The organism is Klebsiella planticola ATCC 33531 (genome assembly GCF_000735435.1).
GTDB classification, from domain to species: Bacteria; Pseudomonadota; Gammaproteobacteria; order Enterobacterales; family Enterobacteriaceae; genus Klebsiella; species Klebsiella planticola.
This window is the reverse complement of sequence record NZ_JMPP01000010.1, coordinates 1-16,074: the sequence shown is the minus strand read 5'-3', so window position 1 is coordinate 16,074 and position 16,074 is coordinate 1. Positions and strand designations below refer to the sequence as shown.

Genomic DNA, 16,074 nt, shown 5'->3' with positions numbered 1-16,074 from the left:
TCACAAAATAATGAAACCGGTTTCGGTTTTAGGGTTGAAAACAGTAAAATCCGGGCTGACGGGCCTGCGGATGCCGGCGGTTTTAAGCGCGGACGATACGGTTTTTTCCCTGCTGCTTGGCTTTATAAAGCGCTTCATCGACGCTCACCACTAGCTGCTCCAGAGGCTCCATATTCCATTCTCCCAGGCCCGCGCTGAAGGTTACCGTCAGTCCTTCTTCACGCCAGGTGCGTTGGGCAATGTTGAGTCGCCAGCTTTCCAGTATCGCCGGCGCATTGGCAATATGCTCGCCGGTGAAAATCACGGCAAACTCTTCGCCGCCATAGCGGTAGAGTGAAATTTGCAGGGGCTGGAAGATCTGCAGCCCTTCCCGGGCGACATTGCGCAAAACGATATCGCCATTGAGGTGACCCCAGGTGTCGTTTATCGTCTTGAAGTTATCAATATCAACCAGCGCAAGAGAGAAAGGCTGGTGATCGTTCATCAGCGCGGCGATATCGCTGTCGAAGGCGCGGCGGTTTTTACAGCCGGTGAGCGCATCGATGGTAGCCTGGCGGACATAGATCAGTTCGCGCTGTTTATTACTTTCGATGGCTTTACTCAGCATCGCTTCCAGCCGCGGAGCACGGTTGACGTCGCCGGTTTTAATCGCGTTGATGATATTCATCAGCACCGTGTGCGACGCATGGCGCAGGTAGAGGCCAAAGAGAATAATCACAATGGCGGCCAGGGCAAACCCCCAAAGCACGATATCGGTTTCATAGCGGGTTAAATCGACCAGCGTGGTGTTATCAACGCGGTAGATGACAAACCAGTCTGGATTGGTGAACGAATAATAGTAATACCAGATGCCATTTTTCTCGTCATACAGCTGACCCTCGGCGCTGGTCATTTTGTCCATGAGATCGTCGCGGACATAGGGTTTAAAAAGCGCGCCGGTATCCGGATGAAGTACGACTTTCCCGTCGCGCTGCACGACGAAAAACTCGCCCTGAACAGGGGCAACCATCTGGCGCAAAGCGTATCCCATTGACGTCAGATCCAGATGAAATGCGAGGCTGCCTTTGAGCCGGCCTTCCGGTGAGATGACCGGTTTGTAGAGTGTAATGGTGGGATGCTGTGTAAAGAAATCCAGATAGGGAGTGGTATAGTGGCTGAAAGTACTGGCTTCCGCCTGTTTGATAAACCACGGTCTGGACTTCGGATCGAAGGCGCGGCTGTTATCATTTTCCAGCACCTCAGGTGCCCGGAGGTAATGGCCCTGGGTATCCGCCAGCGAAATAGAAGAGACGGTTGGCATCAGCTCCTGCAGCTGCATTAATTCCTGCAACCCACTTTGCGGGTCTATATTAATGGCCTGATTTAACTTGTCGTTTTTCGCAAAGAACTTGGTTGCCCTGGCGAGGATATAATCATTTCCACGCAGCAGCGATTCCGTATAGTTAACGGCCAGGTTATGGGTGAAATTGCGATTAACGTGGTGATAGTCCTCAAGGAAGTTCTGTCTCTGCGTCGTGGTGACGAATACGGCGATCAGCAAAAAGCTGAGTAAAATCCCTGTAAAGCCAATAAGAATTGGCATGGTAAAAGAGAGCTTTCTACTGTGACGAGCCATGTGTTTTAAATCGTTCCAGAAGGTTTTTTCCATGGGAAGAAGCGCAGGATTAGTCGCAATGCCTGGCAAGCGAATCAGATGTTGCCTGGTTAATTATAACTGTGGCCAGCGGGAGGATGGGATTTATCTTCGATCGTGATGGCTATCAATGCGATGGAGCAGGGCGAAAGTGAGGAAGAGATATCATTCGCCCTGGACAGCATCCACTGCTGACCAGGGCAGAATAGAGAAACGGAAAGATGACCACCATCGCCCGTTTCTCTTATTGCGATCGTCCACGAAGAACGTTTAAGGCGTTACATTCCTCATCATGATGACCGGGAAGCGCGTCCCAGCCAGCTATCCCAGTCTTTCCATACCGGCTGCAGTCCGTTGGCTACCAGCGCGCTGGCGACCTCTTCCGGGCGACGGTCATCGTGAGGCGCGAACTGCTCCAGCTCCGGGTGGTTATCGGCATACCCGCCGGGCTGGGTTTTCGAAAATGCGCTGACGTTGTTGATGGCCAGCGGGATAACCCGATCGCGGAACCAGGGGGATTCACGGGTGGAGAGCGAGAGCTCCACTTCCGGGGCCAGCAGACGGAAGGCGCAAATGGTTTGCACCAGCTGCCGTTCATCCATTAATGAGGCAGGCTCGATACCCCCGGCGCAAGGGCGTAGTCGCGGAAAGGAGATGGAGTAGCGGCTGCGCCAGTAGCGTTGCTGGAGCCACAGCAGATGTTCCGCCACCATAAAGCAATCCACGCGCCAGCTGTCGGAGAGGCCAATTAATGCGCCAAGGCCAATCTTATCAATCCCCGCCTGTCCAAGTCTGTCCGGCGTATCCAGCCGCCAGAAGAAATCCTGCTTTTTGCCTTTCAGATGATGTTTCGCATACATGCTTTCATGATAGGTCTCCTGATAGACCATCACGCCGTCCAACCCGAGGGTTTTCAGCTCGGCGTACTCCTCCATCGCCAGCGGCTGGACCTCCATATGCAGCGAGGCGAACTGGCGGCGAATCGCGGGCAGATGCTGGCGAAAATAGTCCATGCCGACTTTGCCCTGATGTTCGCCGGTCACCAGCAGCAGATGCTCAAAGCCCATTTCGCGGATCGCCGTGCATTCACGGGCAATTTCCGCCTCATCCAGGGTCTTGCGCTTGATGCGGTTACTCATTGAGAAACCGCAGTAGGTACAATCGTTGGCGCACAGATTAGAGAGATACAGCGGGACATAAAAGCTGACGGTATTCCCAAAGCGCTGGCGAGTCAGGCGCTGCGCGCGCTGCGCCAGAGGCTCCAGATAACCCGCGGCGGCAGGAGAGAGCAGGGCCATCATATCGTCACGGCTGAGCTGTTTTGCCGCCAGGGCACGTTCTACGTCGGCGGGGGTTTTACTGTTGATACGCAGGCGAATGTCGTCCCACTCCAGCTGCCGCCAGCGGTCAGTGAAGGTCTTCATACCAGCGCCTCCAGAAAGCCGGTCAGTGGGCTGGTGGCCTGCGCCTGAGCGCTGCGCGCCCCCGGGCCAGCCTGTCGCGCCAGCAATCCGGCATCAATCGCCAGGCGGAAAGCGCGGGCCATGGTGACCGGGTCGTCGGCAACGGCGATGGCGGTATTCACCAGTACCGCGTCAGCGCCCATTTCCAGCGCCTGAGCCGCATGGCTTGGCACGCCAATACCGGCATCAACCACCACAGGTACCGTGGCCTGCTCGATAATAATTTCCAGCATCGCTTTGGTTTCCAGCCCCTGGTTGGAACCGATCGGCGCGCCGAGCGGCATCACCGCCGCGCAGCCCGCTTCTTCCAGACGCTTGCACAGTACCGGATCGGCGCCGCAGTAGGGCAGCACGACGAAGCCTTCCCGTACCAGAATTTCTGCCGCTTTCAGCGTTTCAATCGGATCGGGGAGCAGCCAGCGCGCGTCCGGGTGGATTTCCAGTTTCAGCCAGTGGGTACCCAGCGCCTCCCGCGCCAGACGCGCGGCAAATACGGCTTCTTCTGCCGTTTTGGCCCCGGAGGTATTGGGCAGCAGGCTCACGCCAGCCGCCAGCAGCGGCGCGAGGATAGCGTCATTATGCTGACGGAGATCGACGCGTTTCATCGCCAGCGTCACCAGCTGACTGCCGGAGGCGCGAATGGCCTCCACCATGACGTCGGGGGCGGCGAATTTACCGGTACCGGTGAAAAGATGTGATTCAAATGTTTTATCCGCAATACGTAACATGTCAGCCTCCGGCGATAACCTGAAAAAGCAGGATTTGGTCGCCTTCCTGCAGAAGATGGTGATCCCACCGCTCGCGCGGCAGGATGTGTTGATTGAGCGCCAGCGCGACGCCCGGCTGCTGCTGTTCCAGTTGAGTGAGCAGAGCGGCGACGGATGTCGCTTCGGCGCACTGCAACGGTTCATCGTTAAACCACACCTGCATGCTGCCCTCCACATACCGGACAACCCTGAGCCCGCTGTAATGCAAGCGCGCGCCAGCTGCTGGTGCGGGCATCGAACAACCGCAAAGTATTACGCGGCGTCGCCATACCGCTGAGCAGCTTGATAGCCTCCAGCGCCTGCAGGGTGCCCATCATGCCGACCACCGGGCCGATAATGCCCGCCGTACGACAGTTGCGTTCGGGCTCGTGAGCGTCCGGCCACAGGCAGCGATAGCAGCCCTGTTCCCACGGCGGCGTCAGTACCATCAGTTGGCCTCCCAGCCCGACGGCGCTGGCGGTAATCAGTGGTGTTGCCAGTGCGACGCAGGCGGCATTGATCGCCTGGCGGGTCACCATGTTATCGGTGCAATCCAGTACCACATCGGCTTTCGCCACTTCATCCAGCAGGGCCTTTCCGCCTAACCGCTGCTTCAGTGCAATCAGCTCAATCTGCGGGTTGAGACGAGCCAGCCTTGCTCTGGCGGCCGTGGTTTTGGGTTGCGCGATATCATCGCTGGTGAACAGAATTTGCCGCTGTAGGTTGCTGACGTGCACGTCGTCATCGTCGGCCAGCACCAGCGTGCCGACACCGGCACCAGCCAGATACAGCGCAGCAGGCGAGCCCAGCCCGCCGAGACCGACGATCAATACCCGGCTGGCCAGCAGCTTTTGCTGGCCTTCGATGGCGATATCCTCCAGCAGCAGCTGGCGGCTATAGCGCATAAAATCGCTGTCATTCATCGCCTGCTCCTGCGATTTCCAGCAGCTGGGCGGTGGCCTGTTGCCAGTCTGCCGCCTGGGTAATCGCGCTGACGACCGCAATACTGCCGACGCTGGTGTCCAGCACCGCCGGCGCGCGCGCCAGGCTGATGCCGCCGATCGCCACCGTCGGGTAATCCCGCAGGCGCTGGATATGTTGAGCGAGCTGCGTCAGTCCCTGAGGGGCGGAAGGCATCTGTTTGGTTTGCGTAGGAAAAACGTGGCCCAGGGCGATATAGGAGGGGCGTGCGGCCAACGCAACGTCGATCTCCATATCGTCATGGGTCGAGACCCCAAGACGCAGGCCGGCGTGGCGAATGGCGCTGAGGTCTGTGGTTTCCAGATCCTCCTGGCCTAAATGCACGCCGTAAGCCTGATGTTTGATGGCCAGCTGCCAGTAGTCGTTGATAAACAGCCGGGCATGATATTGACGACCAAGCGCGATAGCGGCGATCACATCGTCCTCAACATCGCTGTCGCGCTTATCTTTGATGCGCAGCTGAAGGGTACGCACGCCGGCTTTCAGCAGGCGCTCAATCCATACCACGCTATCAACAACCGGATAGAGGCCTAAACGGAACGGGACGGGAGGAAAATCGGGTTGATACATCAGGCTTGCTCCTTACGTAAATAGATCTCACCGCCAAGAGCGCGGAAATCCTGGGATTTATCAGCCATACCGGCTGCGATATGCTGCCGGGCGGCATAATCGCGGACCTCCTGGGTGATTTTCATTGAACAGAATTTAGGCCCGCACATGGAGCAGAAGTGGGCGACTTTGCCGGACTCCTGCGGCAGCGTTTCATCGTGATAGGCGCGGGCGGTGAACGGGTCGAGCGCGAGGTTAAACTGGTCTTCCCAGCGGAATTCAAACCGCGCTTTGGACATGGCGTTGTCGCGGATCTGCGCTCCGGGGTGCCCTTTGGCGAGGTCAGCGGCATGGGCGGCGATTTTGTAGGTGATCAATCCTTGCTTCACGTCCTCTTTATTGGGCAGGCCGAGATGCTCTTTCGGCGTGACGTAGCAGAGCATGGCGCAGCCGAACCAGCCGATCATCGCCGCGCCGATACCGGAGGTGAAGTGGTCATAGCCGGGAGCGATATCGGTGGTTAATGGCCCAAGCGTGTAGAACGGCGCTTCGTGGCAGTGGGTCAGCTCTTCAGTCATATTGCGGCGGATCATCTGCATGGGTACATGGCCTGGACCTTCGATCATGACCTGCACATCATATTCCCAGGCGATTTTTGTCAGCTCCCCCAGGGTGTGCAGCTCGGCGAACTGCGCTTCGTCGTTGGCATCCTGAATGGAGCCCGGGCGCAGGCCATCGCCTAAGGAGAGCGAGACATCATAGGCGGCGCAGATTTCGCAGATTTCGCGAAAATGCTGGTAGAGGAAGTTTTCCTGATGATGGGACAGGCACCACTTCGCCATGATCGACCCGCCGCGGGAGACGATGCCGGTCAGCCGTCCGGCGGTCATCGGCACGTAGCGCAGCAGGACGCCGGCATGGATGGTGAAATAGTCAACGCCTTGTTCTGCCTGCTCCAGCAGGGTGTCGCGAAAGGCTTCCCAGGTGAGGTTTTCGGCGATACCGTTCACCTTCTCCAGCGCCTGGTAGATGGGGACGGTACCGATAGGGACCGGGCTGTTGCGCAGGATCCACTCGCGGGTTTCGTGAATATAACGTCCGGTGGACAAATCCATGACCGTGTCAGCGCCCCAGCGTGTCGACCACACCAGTTTTTCTACCTCCTCTTCGATGGAGGAGGTGACCGCCGAGTTACCGATGTTGGCGTTGACCTTCACCAGAAAATTGCGGCCGATAATCATCGGTTCCGACTCAGGATGGTTGATATTTGCTGGAATGATTGCGCGACCGGCGGCGACTTCATCACGGACGAACTCCGCGGAGATATTCTCCGGCAGGCGGGCGCCAAAACCTTCGCCCGGATGCTGGTGGCGCAGCACCTCGCTGCGAATGCGCTCGCGGCCCATATTTTCCCGGATAGCGATAAACGCCATCTCCGGCGTGACGATGCCCTGACGTGCGTAGTGGAGTTGCGTGACGCATTTGCCTGATTTTGCGCGTTTGGGGGCCAGCGAGCCGCTAAAGCGCAGCGCATCCAGCTCCTCATCGGCCAGACGCGCTTTGGTGTAGAGGGAGCTGCGTTCGCGTAGCGGCTCGCAATCGTGGCGAGCGTCAATCCACGGCTGACGCAGCTTCGCCAGTCCCTGCCGGACGTCGATGGCGATATCAGGATCGCCATAGGGGCCGGAGGTGTCATACACCGGTATGGCTTCGTTCTCTTCATACTGCGGGTTGATTTTGTCGCCGCCGATCGGCGTGGGGCTGAGCTGGATTTCGCGCATCGGTACGCGAATATTATCCTGCGCGCCCTGAACATAGATGCGTCGTGAGCGGGGAAAGGCGGTGCCTTCCAGAGTGTCAATAAAGTGTTGCGCGCGTTCGCGCTGTTCCCGGCGGGTCGGTTTGCTTGCGGACATAGCTCATTCCAGATAAAGAGGAGATGGCTTGTCAGACGACGGATGGAGTAACAGAGGCGATCGGTCCTGGACGGACGGTCGCGAATAGCAGTTTACTCTTGTTCCCTTCGCAGGTATTAGCCTGATCAGGTTCCGCGGATCCCGAATTAACGGTCTCAGCCTTTTCCACTTTATTCTTCGCGCTGCCTCTTCGTTGGCTTCGTCCGCTCACTCCAGTCACTTACTGATGTAAGCTCCTGGAAGTTCATTGACTGGCCGTCTTGAGGCATCACGAATGCTTTTGTAGAAAATAGGCACTCCGACAAGATAGCACTCCCTCCGCAGAGGGAGAATGTCTGTAAATTACTCGTTAACGGTTCACAACTCAAGCAGTCGGCGCGATATTGTCGCTGACGTTGCCCTGCAGGTTGTACGAAATGGCAAGGGCGATCAGCTTATCTTCCAGCGCAAAGCGGGCTTCCAGCGCTTCGCCGATATCGGACAGCGCCTGCTGGAACTCAAGATAATTATCGTGATCGATGGCGTTTTCGAGGCAGGTGTCGTAGTAATCCATAATTTGCTGGGTATTGGCTTCCAGCTGCGGATAGAGCCTGGTAGCTGCCAAAAGTGGCGTATCACCTTCCATTTCGCCAAGAATACGTTCATAAATACTAAAATGGCCGGAGGAGAGGTAATCCACCAGGCTTTGGCAAAAGCTATCCAGCGCCTTTTCGTTAAGCCGCATAAAGGATTCTTTTCCCGGTTTCAGGCCAACCAGCTTGTAGTAAGCGACGAGCAAATGCTTACGTACATGCAGCCAGCGATCGACCAGTTCATTACTGCCTCCAACACGTTCCGTTAGGTTTTCCAGCTGGTTTAACATGGTTGACTCCGCAAGATTAAGAAAATAACGTTGCTCACCAAAATGTAAATATAATGTTAAAAGTGCCAGTAAAACGAAGGTAGTGCAATAGATATGGATCGTATTATTGAAAAATTAGATCGCGGCTGGTGGATCGTCAGTCACGAACAAAAATTATGGTTACCCGACGGGGAATTACCACATGGCGAAGCGGTAAATTTTAATCTTGTCGGCCAGCACGCACTGCATATTGGCGAATGGCAAGGCGACGCGGTGTGGATGGTGCGCCAGGATCGTCGGCATGATATGGGATCGTTGCGTCAGTTATTGGATCAGGATCCGGGGCTGTTTCAACTGGCGGGGCGCGGGATCCAACTGGCCGAATTTTACCGCTCGCATAAATTCTGCGGTTACTGCGGGCATCCTATGCATCCCAGCAAAACTGAATGGGCGATGCTATGCAGCCACTGCCGCGAACGTTATTACCCGCAAATCGCGCCCTGCATGATCGTGGCGATTCGTCGGGGCGATTCTATCTTGCTGGCACAGCATACCCGCCATCGCAATGGCGTACATACGGTACTGGCCGGGTTTGTCGAAGTGGGAGAGACCCTTGAGCAGGCGGTTGCCCGCGAGGTCATGGAAGAGTGCGGTCTGAAGGTGAAAAATCTGCGTTACGTGACCTCCCAGCCGTGGCCGTTCCCGCAGTCGCTAATGACCGCATTTATGGCGGAATATGACAGCGGCGACATTGTGATCGATAAGAAAGAGCTGTTGCAGGCTGGCTGGTATCGCTATGACGCTTTACCGCTGCTGCCGCCGCCGGGTACCGTCGCACGCCGCCTGATAGAAGACACCGTGGCAATCTGTCGGGCCGACGAGGAATGACGTGATACAATAACGGCCTGACGCTTAAGGAACTGCAAAATGACCGAACTGAAGAACGATCGTTACCTGCGTGCGCTGCTGCGCCAACCCGTTGATGTGACCCCGGTGTGGATGATGCGCCAGGCGGGCCGCTATTTACCGGAGTACAAAGCCACTCGCGCAGAAGCGGGCGACTTTATGTCGCTGTGTAAAAACGCCGAGCTGGCCTGCGAAGTGACATTGCAGCCGCTGCGCCGCTATGCGCTGGATGCGGCGATCCTCTTCTCGGACATTTTGACCATCCCTGACGCAATGGGGCTGGGGCTCTATTTCGAAACCGGCGAAGGTCCACGTTTTACCTCGACAATTACCGGCAAGGCTGATGTCGACAAACTGCCGATCCCCGATCCGGAAGATGAACTCGGTTACGTGATGAATGCCGTGCGCACCATTCGTCGTGAGCTAAAAGGCGAAGTTCCGCTGATTGGTTTCTCGGGCAGTCCGTGGACCCTGGCGACCTATATGGTTGAAGGGGGCAGCAGTAAGGCCTTCACTGTCATCAAAAAAATGATGTATGCCGACCCGCAGGCGCTACACGCGCTGCTCGAAAAGCTGGCTAAAAGCGTCACGCTGTACCTGAACGCGCAAATCAAAGCGGGCGCCCAGTCGGTGATGATTTTCGATACCTGGGGTGGCGTGCTGACCGGCCGCGATTATCAGCAGTTCTCGCTCTATTACATGCACAAAATCGTTGATGGCCTGCTGCGTGAAAACGAAGGCCGCCGCGTACCGGTGACCTTATTCACCAAAGGCGGCGGACAGTGGCTGGAAGCGATGGCCGAAACCGGCTGCGATGCGCTGGGTCTCGACTGGACCACCGATATCGCCGACGCTCGCCGTCGCGTCGGCCACAAAGTGGCGCTACAGGGCAATATGGACCCTTCCATGCTCTACGCGCCCGCTGGCCGTATTGAAGAAGAAGTGGCGACCATACTGGCCGGCTTTGGTCAGGGAGAGGGCCATGTCTTCAACCTGGGTCATGGCATCCATCAGGATGTGAATCCTGAACACGCCGGCGTATTTGTGGAAGCAGTGCACCGGCTGTCGGCGCAATACCATCGCTAAGGAGCGAATATGGATCTGGCGTCGCTACGCGAACGGCAGCAGGAGCTGGCCGCGTCGGTCATTCGTGAGGATCGACTGGATCGGGAGCCTCCGCGGCTGATCGGCGGTGCGGACGTTGGCTTCGAGCAAGAAGGTGAAGTGACGCGGGCGGCTATTGTGCTGCTCGCTTATCCATCTCTGGAACTGGTTGAGTATCAGGTGGCGCGAGTGGCCACCACCATGCCGTATATCCCCGGTTTTCTCTCCTTTCGTGAAACGCCCGCGCTGCTGGCGGCGTGGGAACAGCTTTCCCAAAAACCCGATCTCTTATTTGTCGACGGCCACGGGATTTCTCATCCCCGGCGTCTGGGCGTCGCCAGCCATTTTGGTCTGCTGGTGGATGTCCCGACCATTGGGGTGGCGAAAAAGCGCCTGTGCGGGCGCTTTACGCTTCCCGGCGATGAACCGGGGGCACTGGCGCCGCTGATGGATAAAAACGAACAGCTGGCGTGGGTCTGGCGCAGCAAAGCGCGTTGCAACCCGCTGTTTGTCAGCACCGGTCACCGGGTGGCTCTCGATAGTGCGCTGACATGGGTTCAGCGCTGCATCAAGGGCTACCGCCTGCCGGAGCCTACGCGCTGGGCCGATGCGGTTGCCTCGCGGCGTCCGGCATTTGTGCGTTGGCAAGCAAATCAGCGCTGATTCAGGTACACTGCGGCTAATTTCTGACTTCGAGAATTCATCATGTTACAAAACCCGATTCATCTGCGCCTGGAGAAGCTGGAAAGTTGGCAGCACGTCACCTTTATGGCCTGTTTGTGCGAGCGCATGTACCCCAATTACGCGATGTTCTGCCAGCAAACCGGATTTGCCGATGGCCAGCTGTATCGTCGTATCCTCGATCTGATTTGGGAAACCCTGACCGTCAAAGATGCGAAGGTGAATTTCGATAGCCAGCTGGAAAAACTGGAAGAGGCGATTCCGGTTGCCGACGACTATGATCTGTACGGCGTGTACCCGGCTATCGATGCCTGTGTTGCTCTGAGTGAACTGATTCATTCGCGTCTGAGCGGAGAAACGCTTGAGCATGCCATTGAGGTGAGCAAGAGTTCGATTACGACCGTCGCGATGCTGGAAATGACCCAGGCAGGTCGTGAAATGACCGACGAAGAGCTCAAAGAGAACCCGGCGGTTGAGCAAGAATGGGATATTCAGTGGGAAATTTTCCGTCTGCTGGCCGAGTGTGAAGAACGCGATATTGAACTGATCAAAGGGCTGCGCGCAGACCTTCGTGAAGCCGGCGAGAGCAATATTGGTATAAATTTTCAGCAGTGAGACCAGAAAACGTGATTTACCGCCTGAATTGTAGCGTCTGAAGGCTTCCATTCCGCCCCCCGTCTGGTCTACATTTGGAGGGCGAAAAAAAGTGGCTATCGGTGCGTGTATGCAGGAGAGTGCTTTTCAGGCATTTCCGTCGCACTCGGTGCTTAGCAAGCGATAAACACATTGTAAGGATAACTTATGAACAAGACTCAACTGATTGATGTAATTGCGGACAAAGCTGACCTGTCCAAAGCACAGGCAAAAGCTGCCCTGGAATCTACCCTGGCTGCAATTACTGAGTCTCTGAAAGAAGGTGATGCTGTTCAACTGGTTGGTTTCGGTACCTTCAAAGTGAACCACCGCGCTGAGCGTACTGGCCGCAACCCGCAGACCGGTAACGAAATCAAAATTGCCGCTGCTAACGTGCCGGCGTTTGTTTCTGGTAAAGCACTGAAAGACGCAGTTAAGTAAGACCGCGTGGCAGTGTACAGTTTTAACGAAGGGGCCTTAAAGCCCCTTTTGTCTATCTGGCGTCGCGTATTGATGCTGGCAGGCGTCGTGCTGATCTCTGCCTGTAGCCATGATTCTTCTGTCCCGCCTTTTACCGCCAGCGGGTATGCGGACAACCAGGGCGCGATGCGTATCTGGCGTCTGGACTCCAACGGCGAAGTACATCTGCTTGCTGCCTTTAGCCCGTGGCGTCACGGCAATACTTCAACCAGCGAATACCGCTGGCAGGGTGACCGACTCACGCTTATCGAGCTCAACGTCTACGGCAAACCGACGGAACACATTCGCGCCCGTTTTGATGACCAGGGCGAGCTGAGCTTTATGCAGCGCGAAGTGGACGGACAAAAGCAGCAGCTTTCCAGCGATCAGGTGGCGCTTTACCGCTACCGGGCAACGCAAATTCGCCAGACCAGCGATGCATTGCGGCAAGGGCGCGTTGTTCTGCGTCAGGGGCGCTGGCATGCCAACCAGACGGTGACGACCTGTGAAGGGCAAACCGTGAAGCCGGATCTGGATGTCCGGGCCTTAGCCCATATTGAACGCCGCCAGAATCACTCCTCCGTTGAGGTGAGCGTGGCGTGGCTGGAAGCCTCAGACGGCGCTCAGCTTTTGCTGGTGGCCAATGAAGACTTCTGTACCTGGCAGCCGCAGGAAAAAACCTTCTGACCTCCGGTCAGCGCCGCTTCGCGCTATCAGCGCGGTTACCATTCCCTCTGTCCTTTTCCACCATACGCTTCTCTGAGGCGCGTAGCCGCATATCCTCCGCGACAGGATGGCGGGCTGACAATAAAAAACGGGCGACTCCAGAATGAAGCCGCCCGTCAATGAGGCCTGTTATGAGGTCTCGCTCAGGCGCTAGCGTTGCTCGCGGGCAATAGCGCGCCAGCCAATATCGCTACGGCTGAAGCTTCCTTCCCAATGAATACCGGTCAGGAGTTCGTAGGCGCGCTGCTGCGCCTGGGCTACGGTGTCGCCCAACGCCGTCACGCACAGTACGCGGCCGCCGTTAGTCACCACGCGCTGGTCGTCGGCAAGCTTCGTCCCGGCATGGAAGACCTTGCCATCCACCGCTTCTTCCTGCGGCAGGCCGAAGATTTCGTCGCCGGTGGCGTAGCTGCCCGGATAGCCGCCTGCGGCAACCACGATGCCCAGCGAGGCGCGATCGTCCCACTCGGAGGTTTTCTCATCCAGCTTACCGTCACAGGCGGCGAGGCACAGCTCCACCATGTCGGATTTCATACGCAGCATAATGGGCTGCGTTTCCGGATCGCCGAAACGACAGTTGAACTCGATGACTTTTGGATTGCCCTGTTTGTCGATCATCAGACCGGCGTACAGGAAGCCGGTATAGGTATTGCCTTCCGCCGCCATGCCTTTGACCGTTGGCCAAATAATGCGATCCATGGTGCGCTGATGCACCTCATCCGTGACCACCGGGGCGGGTGAATAGGCGCCCATACCACCGGTGTTCGGTCCGGTATCGCCATTGCCTACGCGTTTGTGGTCCTGGCTGGTGGCCATCGGCAGAACGTGCTCGCCGTCGACCATGACGATAAAGCTGGCCTCTTCACCATCGAGGAACTCTTCAATCACGATCCGATGGCCCGCGTCGCCAAAGGCGTTGCCGGCCAGCATATCCTGAACCGCCTCTTCCGCTTCTTGCAGCGTCATCGCGACAATCACGCCTTTACCGGCCGCCAGACCGTCCGCCTTGATAACAATCGGGGCGCCTTTTTCGCGCAGATAGGCCAGTGCAGGTTCGACTTCGGTAAAGTTCTGATATTCCGCGGTCGGAATGTTATGCCGCGCGAGGAAATCTTTGGTAAAGGCTTTTGAGCCTTCCAGCTGGGCGGCGCCTTCGGTCGGGCCGAAGATTTTCAGGCCCGCAGCGCGGAACGCATCGACAATGCCAATCACCAGCGGCGCTTCCGGGCCGACGATGGTCAGATCGATCTTCTCGCGCTGGGCAAAGTCCAGCAGCGCCGGAATATCGGTCACGCCGATATTGACGTTTTGCAGCGCAGGTTCCAGGGCTGTGCCGGCGTTACCCGGCGCCACGTAGACGGTATCAACCAGCGGAGACTGTGCCGCTTTCCATCCCAGCGCGTGCTCGCGGCCGCCGTTGCCAATCACTAATACTTTCATGTTCTGCTCCGTGAATTAATGGCGGAAGTGACGCATGTCGGTGAAGATCATCGCAATGCCGTGTTCGTCAGCTGCGGCAATGACTTCGTCGTCACGGATAGAGCCGCCAGGCTGGATAACACAGGTAATGCCCACTGCAGCAGCAGCGTCGATACCGTCACGGAACGGGAAGAAGGCGTCAGAAGCCATTGCCGAGCCTTTCACTTCCAGACCTTCATCGCCCGCTTTGATACCGGCAATTTTCGCCGAGTAAACGCGGCTCATCTGGCCTGCACCTATCCCGATGGTCATGTTCTCTTTTGCATAGACAATGGCGTTGGATTTCACGAACTTCGCCACTTTCCAGCAGAACAGCGCGTCACGCAGTTCCTGCTCGGTAGGCTGGCGTTTCGTCACCACGCGCAGATCGCCCTCGGTGACCATGCCCAGGTCGCGATCCTGAACCAGCAGGCCGCCGTTAACGCGTTTGAAATCGAGTCCTGGAACGCGTGCCGCCCACTCGCCGCAGGTCAGAACGCGGACGTTCTGCTTGGCCGCAGTAATCTTCAGGGCCTCTTCGCTGGCGGATGGCGCAATGATCACTTCAACAAACTGGCGAGAAATGATGGCCTGTGCGGTTTCCGCATCCAGTTCGCGGTTGAAGGCGATAATGCCGCCGAATGCGGAGGTCGGGTCGGTTTTGTAGGCGCGATCGTAAGCATCCAGAATTGAGTCGCTGACCGCAACGCCGCACGGGTTGGCGTGTTTAACAATCACGCAGGCCGGTTCGCTGAACTCTTTCACGCACTCCAGCGCCGCATCGGTATCCGCGATGTTGTTATAAGAAAGGGCTTTGCCTTGAACCTGAGTGGCGGTCGCCACCGACGCTTCTTTAATGTCTTCTTCTATATAGAAGGCAGCCTGCTGATGGCTGTTCTCGCCGTAGCGCATATCCTGCTTCTTAATGAAGTTCAGGTTCAGCGTACGCGGGAAGCGGCCGGAGGCTTCCTGAGTCTCACCATGATAGGCCGGAACCATGCTGCCGAAGTAGTTGGCAATCATGCTGTCGTAGGCAGCGGTGTGCTCGAAAGCTTTAATGGCGAGATCGAAGCGGGTTTCCAGAGTCAGGGAACCGTCGTTCGCATCCATCTCTTTAATAATGGCGTGGTAGTCATGGCTCTTCACGACGATAGCCACGTCTTTATGGTTCTTGGCTGCGGAGCGCACCATGGTCGGGCCGCCGATATCGATATTCTCCACCGCATCTTCCAGCGAGCACCCTTCGCGGGCGACGGTCTGGGCAAACGGATAAAGGTTAACAACAACCATATCGATAGGAGAGATCGCGTGCTGGGCCATGATCTCGTCATCCTGGCCGCGACGGCCGAGAATGCCGCCGTGTACTTTTGGATGCAGGGTCTTAACGCGTCCATCCATCATTTCCGGGAAACCGGTGTAGTCAGAGACTTCGGTTACCGGCAGACCTTTCTCAGCCAGCAGGCGTGCGGTACCACCCGTAGACAGTAGCTCAACACCACGAGCGGAAAGAGCCTGCGCGAATTCGACGATACCGGCCTTGTCAGAAACACTGAGCAGAGCGCGGCGGACTGGACGACGTTGTTGCATGGTATTAAATCCCCAGGATTTGAACATTACAGAGAGCGTTAGGTGAGTTTTTGTCTAAAAACTCACCTAACGCACCCAACCGGGCATCCTTGTCATAGCGCGGCATTGTAACGAAAACGTTTGCGCAACGCTCGCGAATTTTTATCTTTCTCTTTTTGCCGATCTCTTCTCTATATAGAAGGGGCTTTTGACGGCCTTTATCAGCTAAGAACAGGCGTGGTCTGTGGATAATTCTGTGTGTAACAGGGTATAAAGCGGGGTTTTGCTGGGGAATGCAGCAGTCAGTCATTTTTCTGCAATTTTTCTATTGCGGGCGCTCGAGAACTCCCTATAATGCGCCTCCATCGACACGGAACAACGGCAAACAAGCCGCCGGGTTGAAAGAGAAAAC

The 16,074-nt window shown here is 56.8% G+C and carries 16 protein-coding genes; 6 read left to right on the top strand and 10 right to left on the bottom strand.

From position 1 onward, the window contains the following. Positions 1-82: 82 nt before the first annotated feature. The 8 genes from GRPL_RS22130 to GRPL_RS22165 all read right to left on the bottom strand — a co-directional run bounded on the left by GRPL_RS22130 (position 83) and on the right by GRPL_RS22165 (position 8,150). A complete protein-coding gene (locus GRPL_RS22130) occupies positions 83-1,615 on the bottom strand; it encodes a sensor domain-containing diguanylate cyclase (RefSeq protein WP_032698413.1) in 1,533 nt (510 codons plus the stop codon). 308 nt (positions 1,616-1,923) lie between these two features. After that, a complete protein-coding gene (gene thiH, locus GRPL_RS22135; protein ID WP_032695574.1) occupies positions 1,924-3,057 on the bottom strand; it encodes a 2-iminoacetate synthase ThiH in 1,134 nt (377 codons plus the stop codon). Next, positions 3,054-3,824, bottom strand: a complete 771-nt coding sequence (gene thiG, locus GRPL_RS22140) for a thiazole synthase (RefSeq protein ID WP_032689999.1) — start codon at positions 3,822-3,824, stop codon at positions 3,054-3,056. The genes thiH and thiG overlap by 4 nt, the downstream gene beginning before the upstream one ends. Before the next feature lies 1 nt (position 3,825). After that, positions 3,826-4,026, bottom strand: coding sequence for a sulfur carrier protein ThiS (gene thiS, locus GRPL_RS22145; RefSeq protein WP_032689998.1), 201 nt, complete (start codon positions 4,024-4,026; stop codon positions 3,826-3,828). Next, positions 4,010-4,765, bottom strand: a complete 756-nt coding sequence (locus tag GRPL_RS22150) for a HesA/MoeB/ThiF family protein (RefSeq protein WP_032698411.1) — start codon at positions 4,763-4,765, stop codon at positions 4,010-4,012. Before GRPL_RS22150 ends, thiS begins: the two co-directional genes overlap by 17 nt. Next, on the bottom strand, positions 4,758-5,393 hold the full coding sequence (gene thiE, locus GRPL_RS22155; RefSeq protein WP_032698410.1) for a thiamine phosphate synthase: 636 nt from the start codon (positions 5,391-5,393) through the stop codon (positions 4,758-4,760). The genes GRPL_RS22150 and thiE overlap by 8 nt, the downstream gene beginning before the upstream one ends. After that, positions 5,393-7,288: a phosphomethylpyrimidine synthase ThiC gene (gene thiC / locus GRPL_RS22160; RefSeq protein ID WP_032689994.1), complete on the bottom strand. Its 1,896-nt coding sequence runs from the start codon at positions 7,286-7,288 to the stop codon at positions 5,393-5,395. The genes thiE and thiC overlap by 1 nt, the downstream gene beginning before the upstream one ends. Positions 7,289-7,652: 364 nt before the next feature. Beyond that, complete coding sequence (locus GRPL_RS22165) at positions 7,653-8,150, bottom strand: Rsd/AlgQ family anti-sigma factor (RefSeq protein WP_032695571.1); 498 nt, start codon at positions 8,148-8,150, stop codon at positions 7,653-7,655. Between the two features lie 93 nt (positions 8,151-8,243). Between GRPL_RS22165 and nudC the strand changes: the two genes are divergently transcribed. The 6 genes from nudC (at position 8,244) to GRPL_RS22195 (ending at position 12,599) form a co-directional block, all read left to right on the top strand. Continuing rightward, positions 8,244-9,017, top strand: a complete 774-nt coding sequence (nudC, locus tag GRPL_RS22170; protein ID WP_032698409.1) for an NAD(+) diphosphatase — start codon at positions 8,244-8,246, stop codon at positions 9,015-9,017. A 39-nt stretch (positions 9,018-9,056) separates the two neighbouring features. Then, complete coding sequence (hemE, locus tag GRPL_RS22175; RefSeq protein ID WP_032698408.1) at positions 9,057-10,121, top strand: uroporphyrinogen decarboxylase; 1,065 nt, start codon at positions 9,057-9,059, stop codon at positions 10,119-10,121. Positions 10,122-10,130: 9 nt separating this feature from the next. Further along, the gene (nfi, locus tag GRPL_RS22180) at positions 10,131-10,802 is read left to right on the top strand and encodes a deoxyribonuclease V (RefSeq protein WP_032695570.1); all 672 of its coding nucleotides are present in this window, start codon (positions 10,131-10,133) and stop codon (positions 10,800-10,802) included. A 42-nt stretch (positions 10,803-10,844) separates the two neighbouring features. Then, positions 10,845-11,435, top strand: a complete 591-nt coding sequence (locus tag GRPL_RS22185; RefSeq protein WP_032689989.1) for a YjaG family protein — start codon at positions 10,845-10,847, stop codon at positions 11,433-11,435. Positions 11,436-11,621: 186 nt separating this feature from the next. Beyond that, positions 11,622-11,894 (top strand): nucleoid-associated protein HU-alpha, encoded by a 273-nt coding sequence (hupA, locus tag GRPL_RS22190; protein WP_004097675.1) that lies wholly within the window; start codon positions 11,622-11,624, stop codon positions 11,892-11,894. A 12-nt stretch (positions 11,895-11,906) separates the two neighbouring features. Then, the gene (locus tag GRPL_RS22195; RefSeq protein ID WP_032698412.1) at positions 11,907-12,599 is read left to right on the top strand and encodes a DUF1481 domain-containing protein; all 693 of its coding nucleotides are present in this window, start codon (positions 11,907-11,909) and stop codon (positions 12,597-12,599) included. 189 nt (positions 12,600-12,788) lie between these two features. Here the strand turns inward: GRPL_RS22195 and purD are convergent, their stop codons facing one another. Together purD and purH are read right to left on the bottom strand one after the other, a co-directional pair. Next, a complete protein-coding gene (purD, locus tag GRPL_RS22200) occupies positions 12,789-14,078 on the bottom strand; it encodes a phosphoribosylamine--glycine ligase (RefSeq protein WP_032695569.1) in 1,290 nt (429 codons plus the stop codon). 15 nt (positions 14,079-14,093) lie between these two features. Then, on the bottom strand, positions 14,094-15,683 hold the full coding sequence (gene purH / locus GRPL_RS22205; RefSeq protein ID WP_032689985.1) for a bifunctional phosphoribosylaminoimidazolecarboxamide formyltransferase/IMP cyclohydrolase: 1,590 nt from the start codon (positions 15,681-15,683) through the stop codon (positions 14,094-14,096). Between the last annotated feature and the right edge of the window lie 391 nt (positions 15,684-16,074).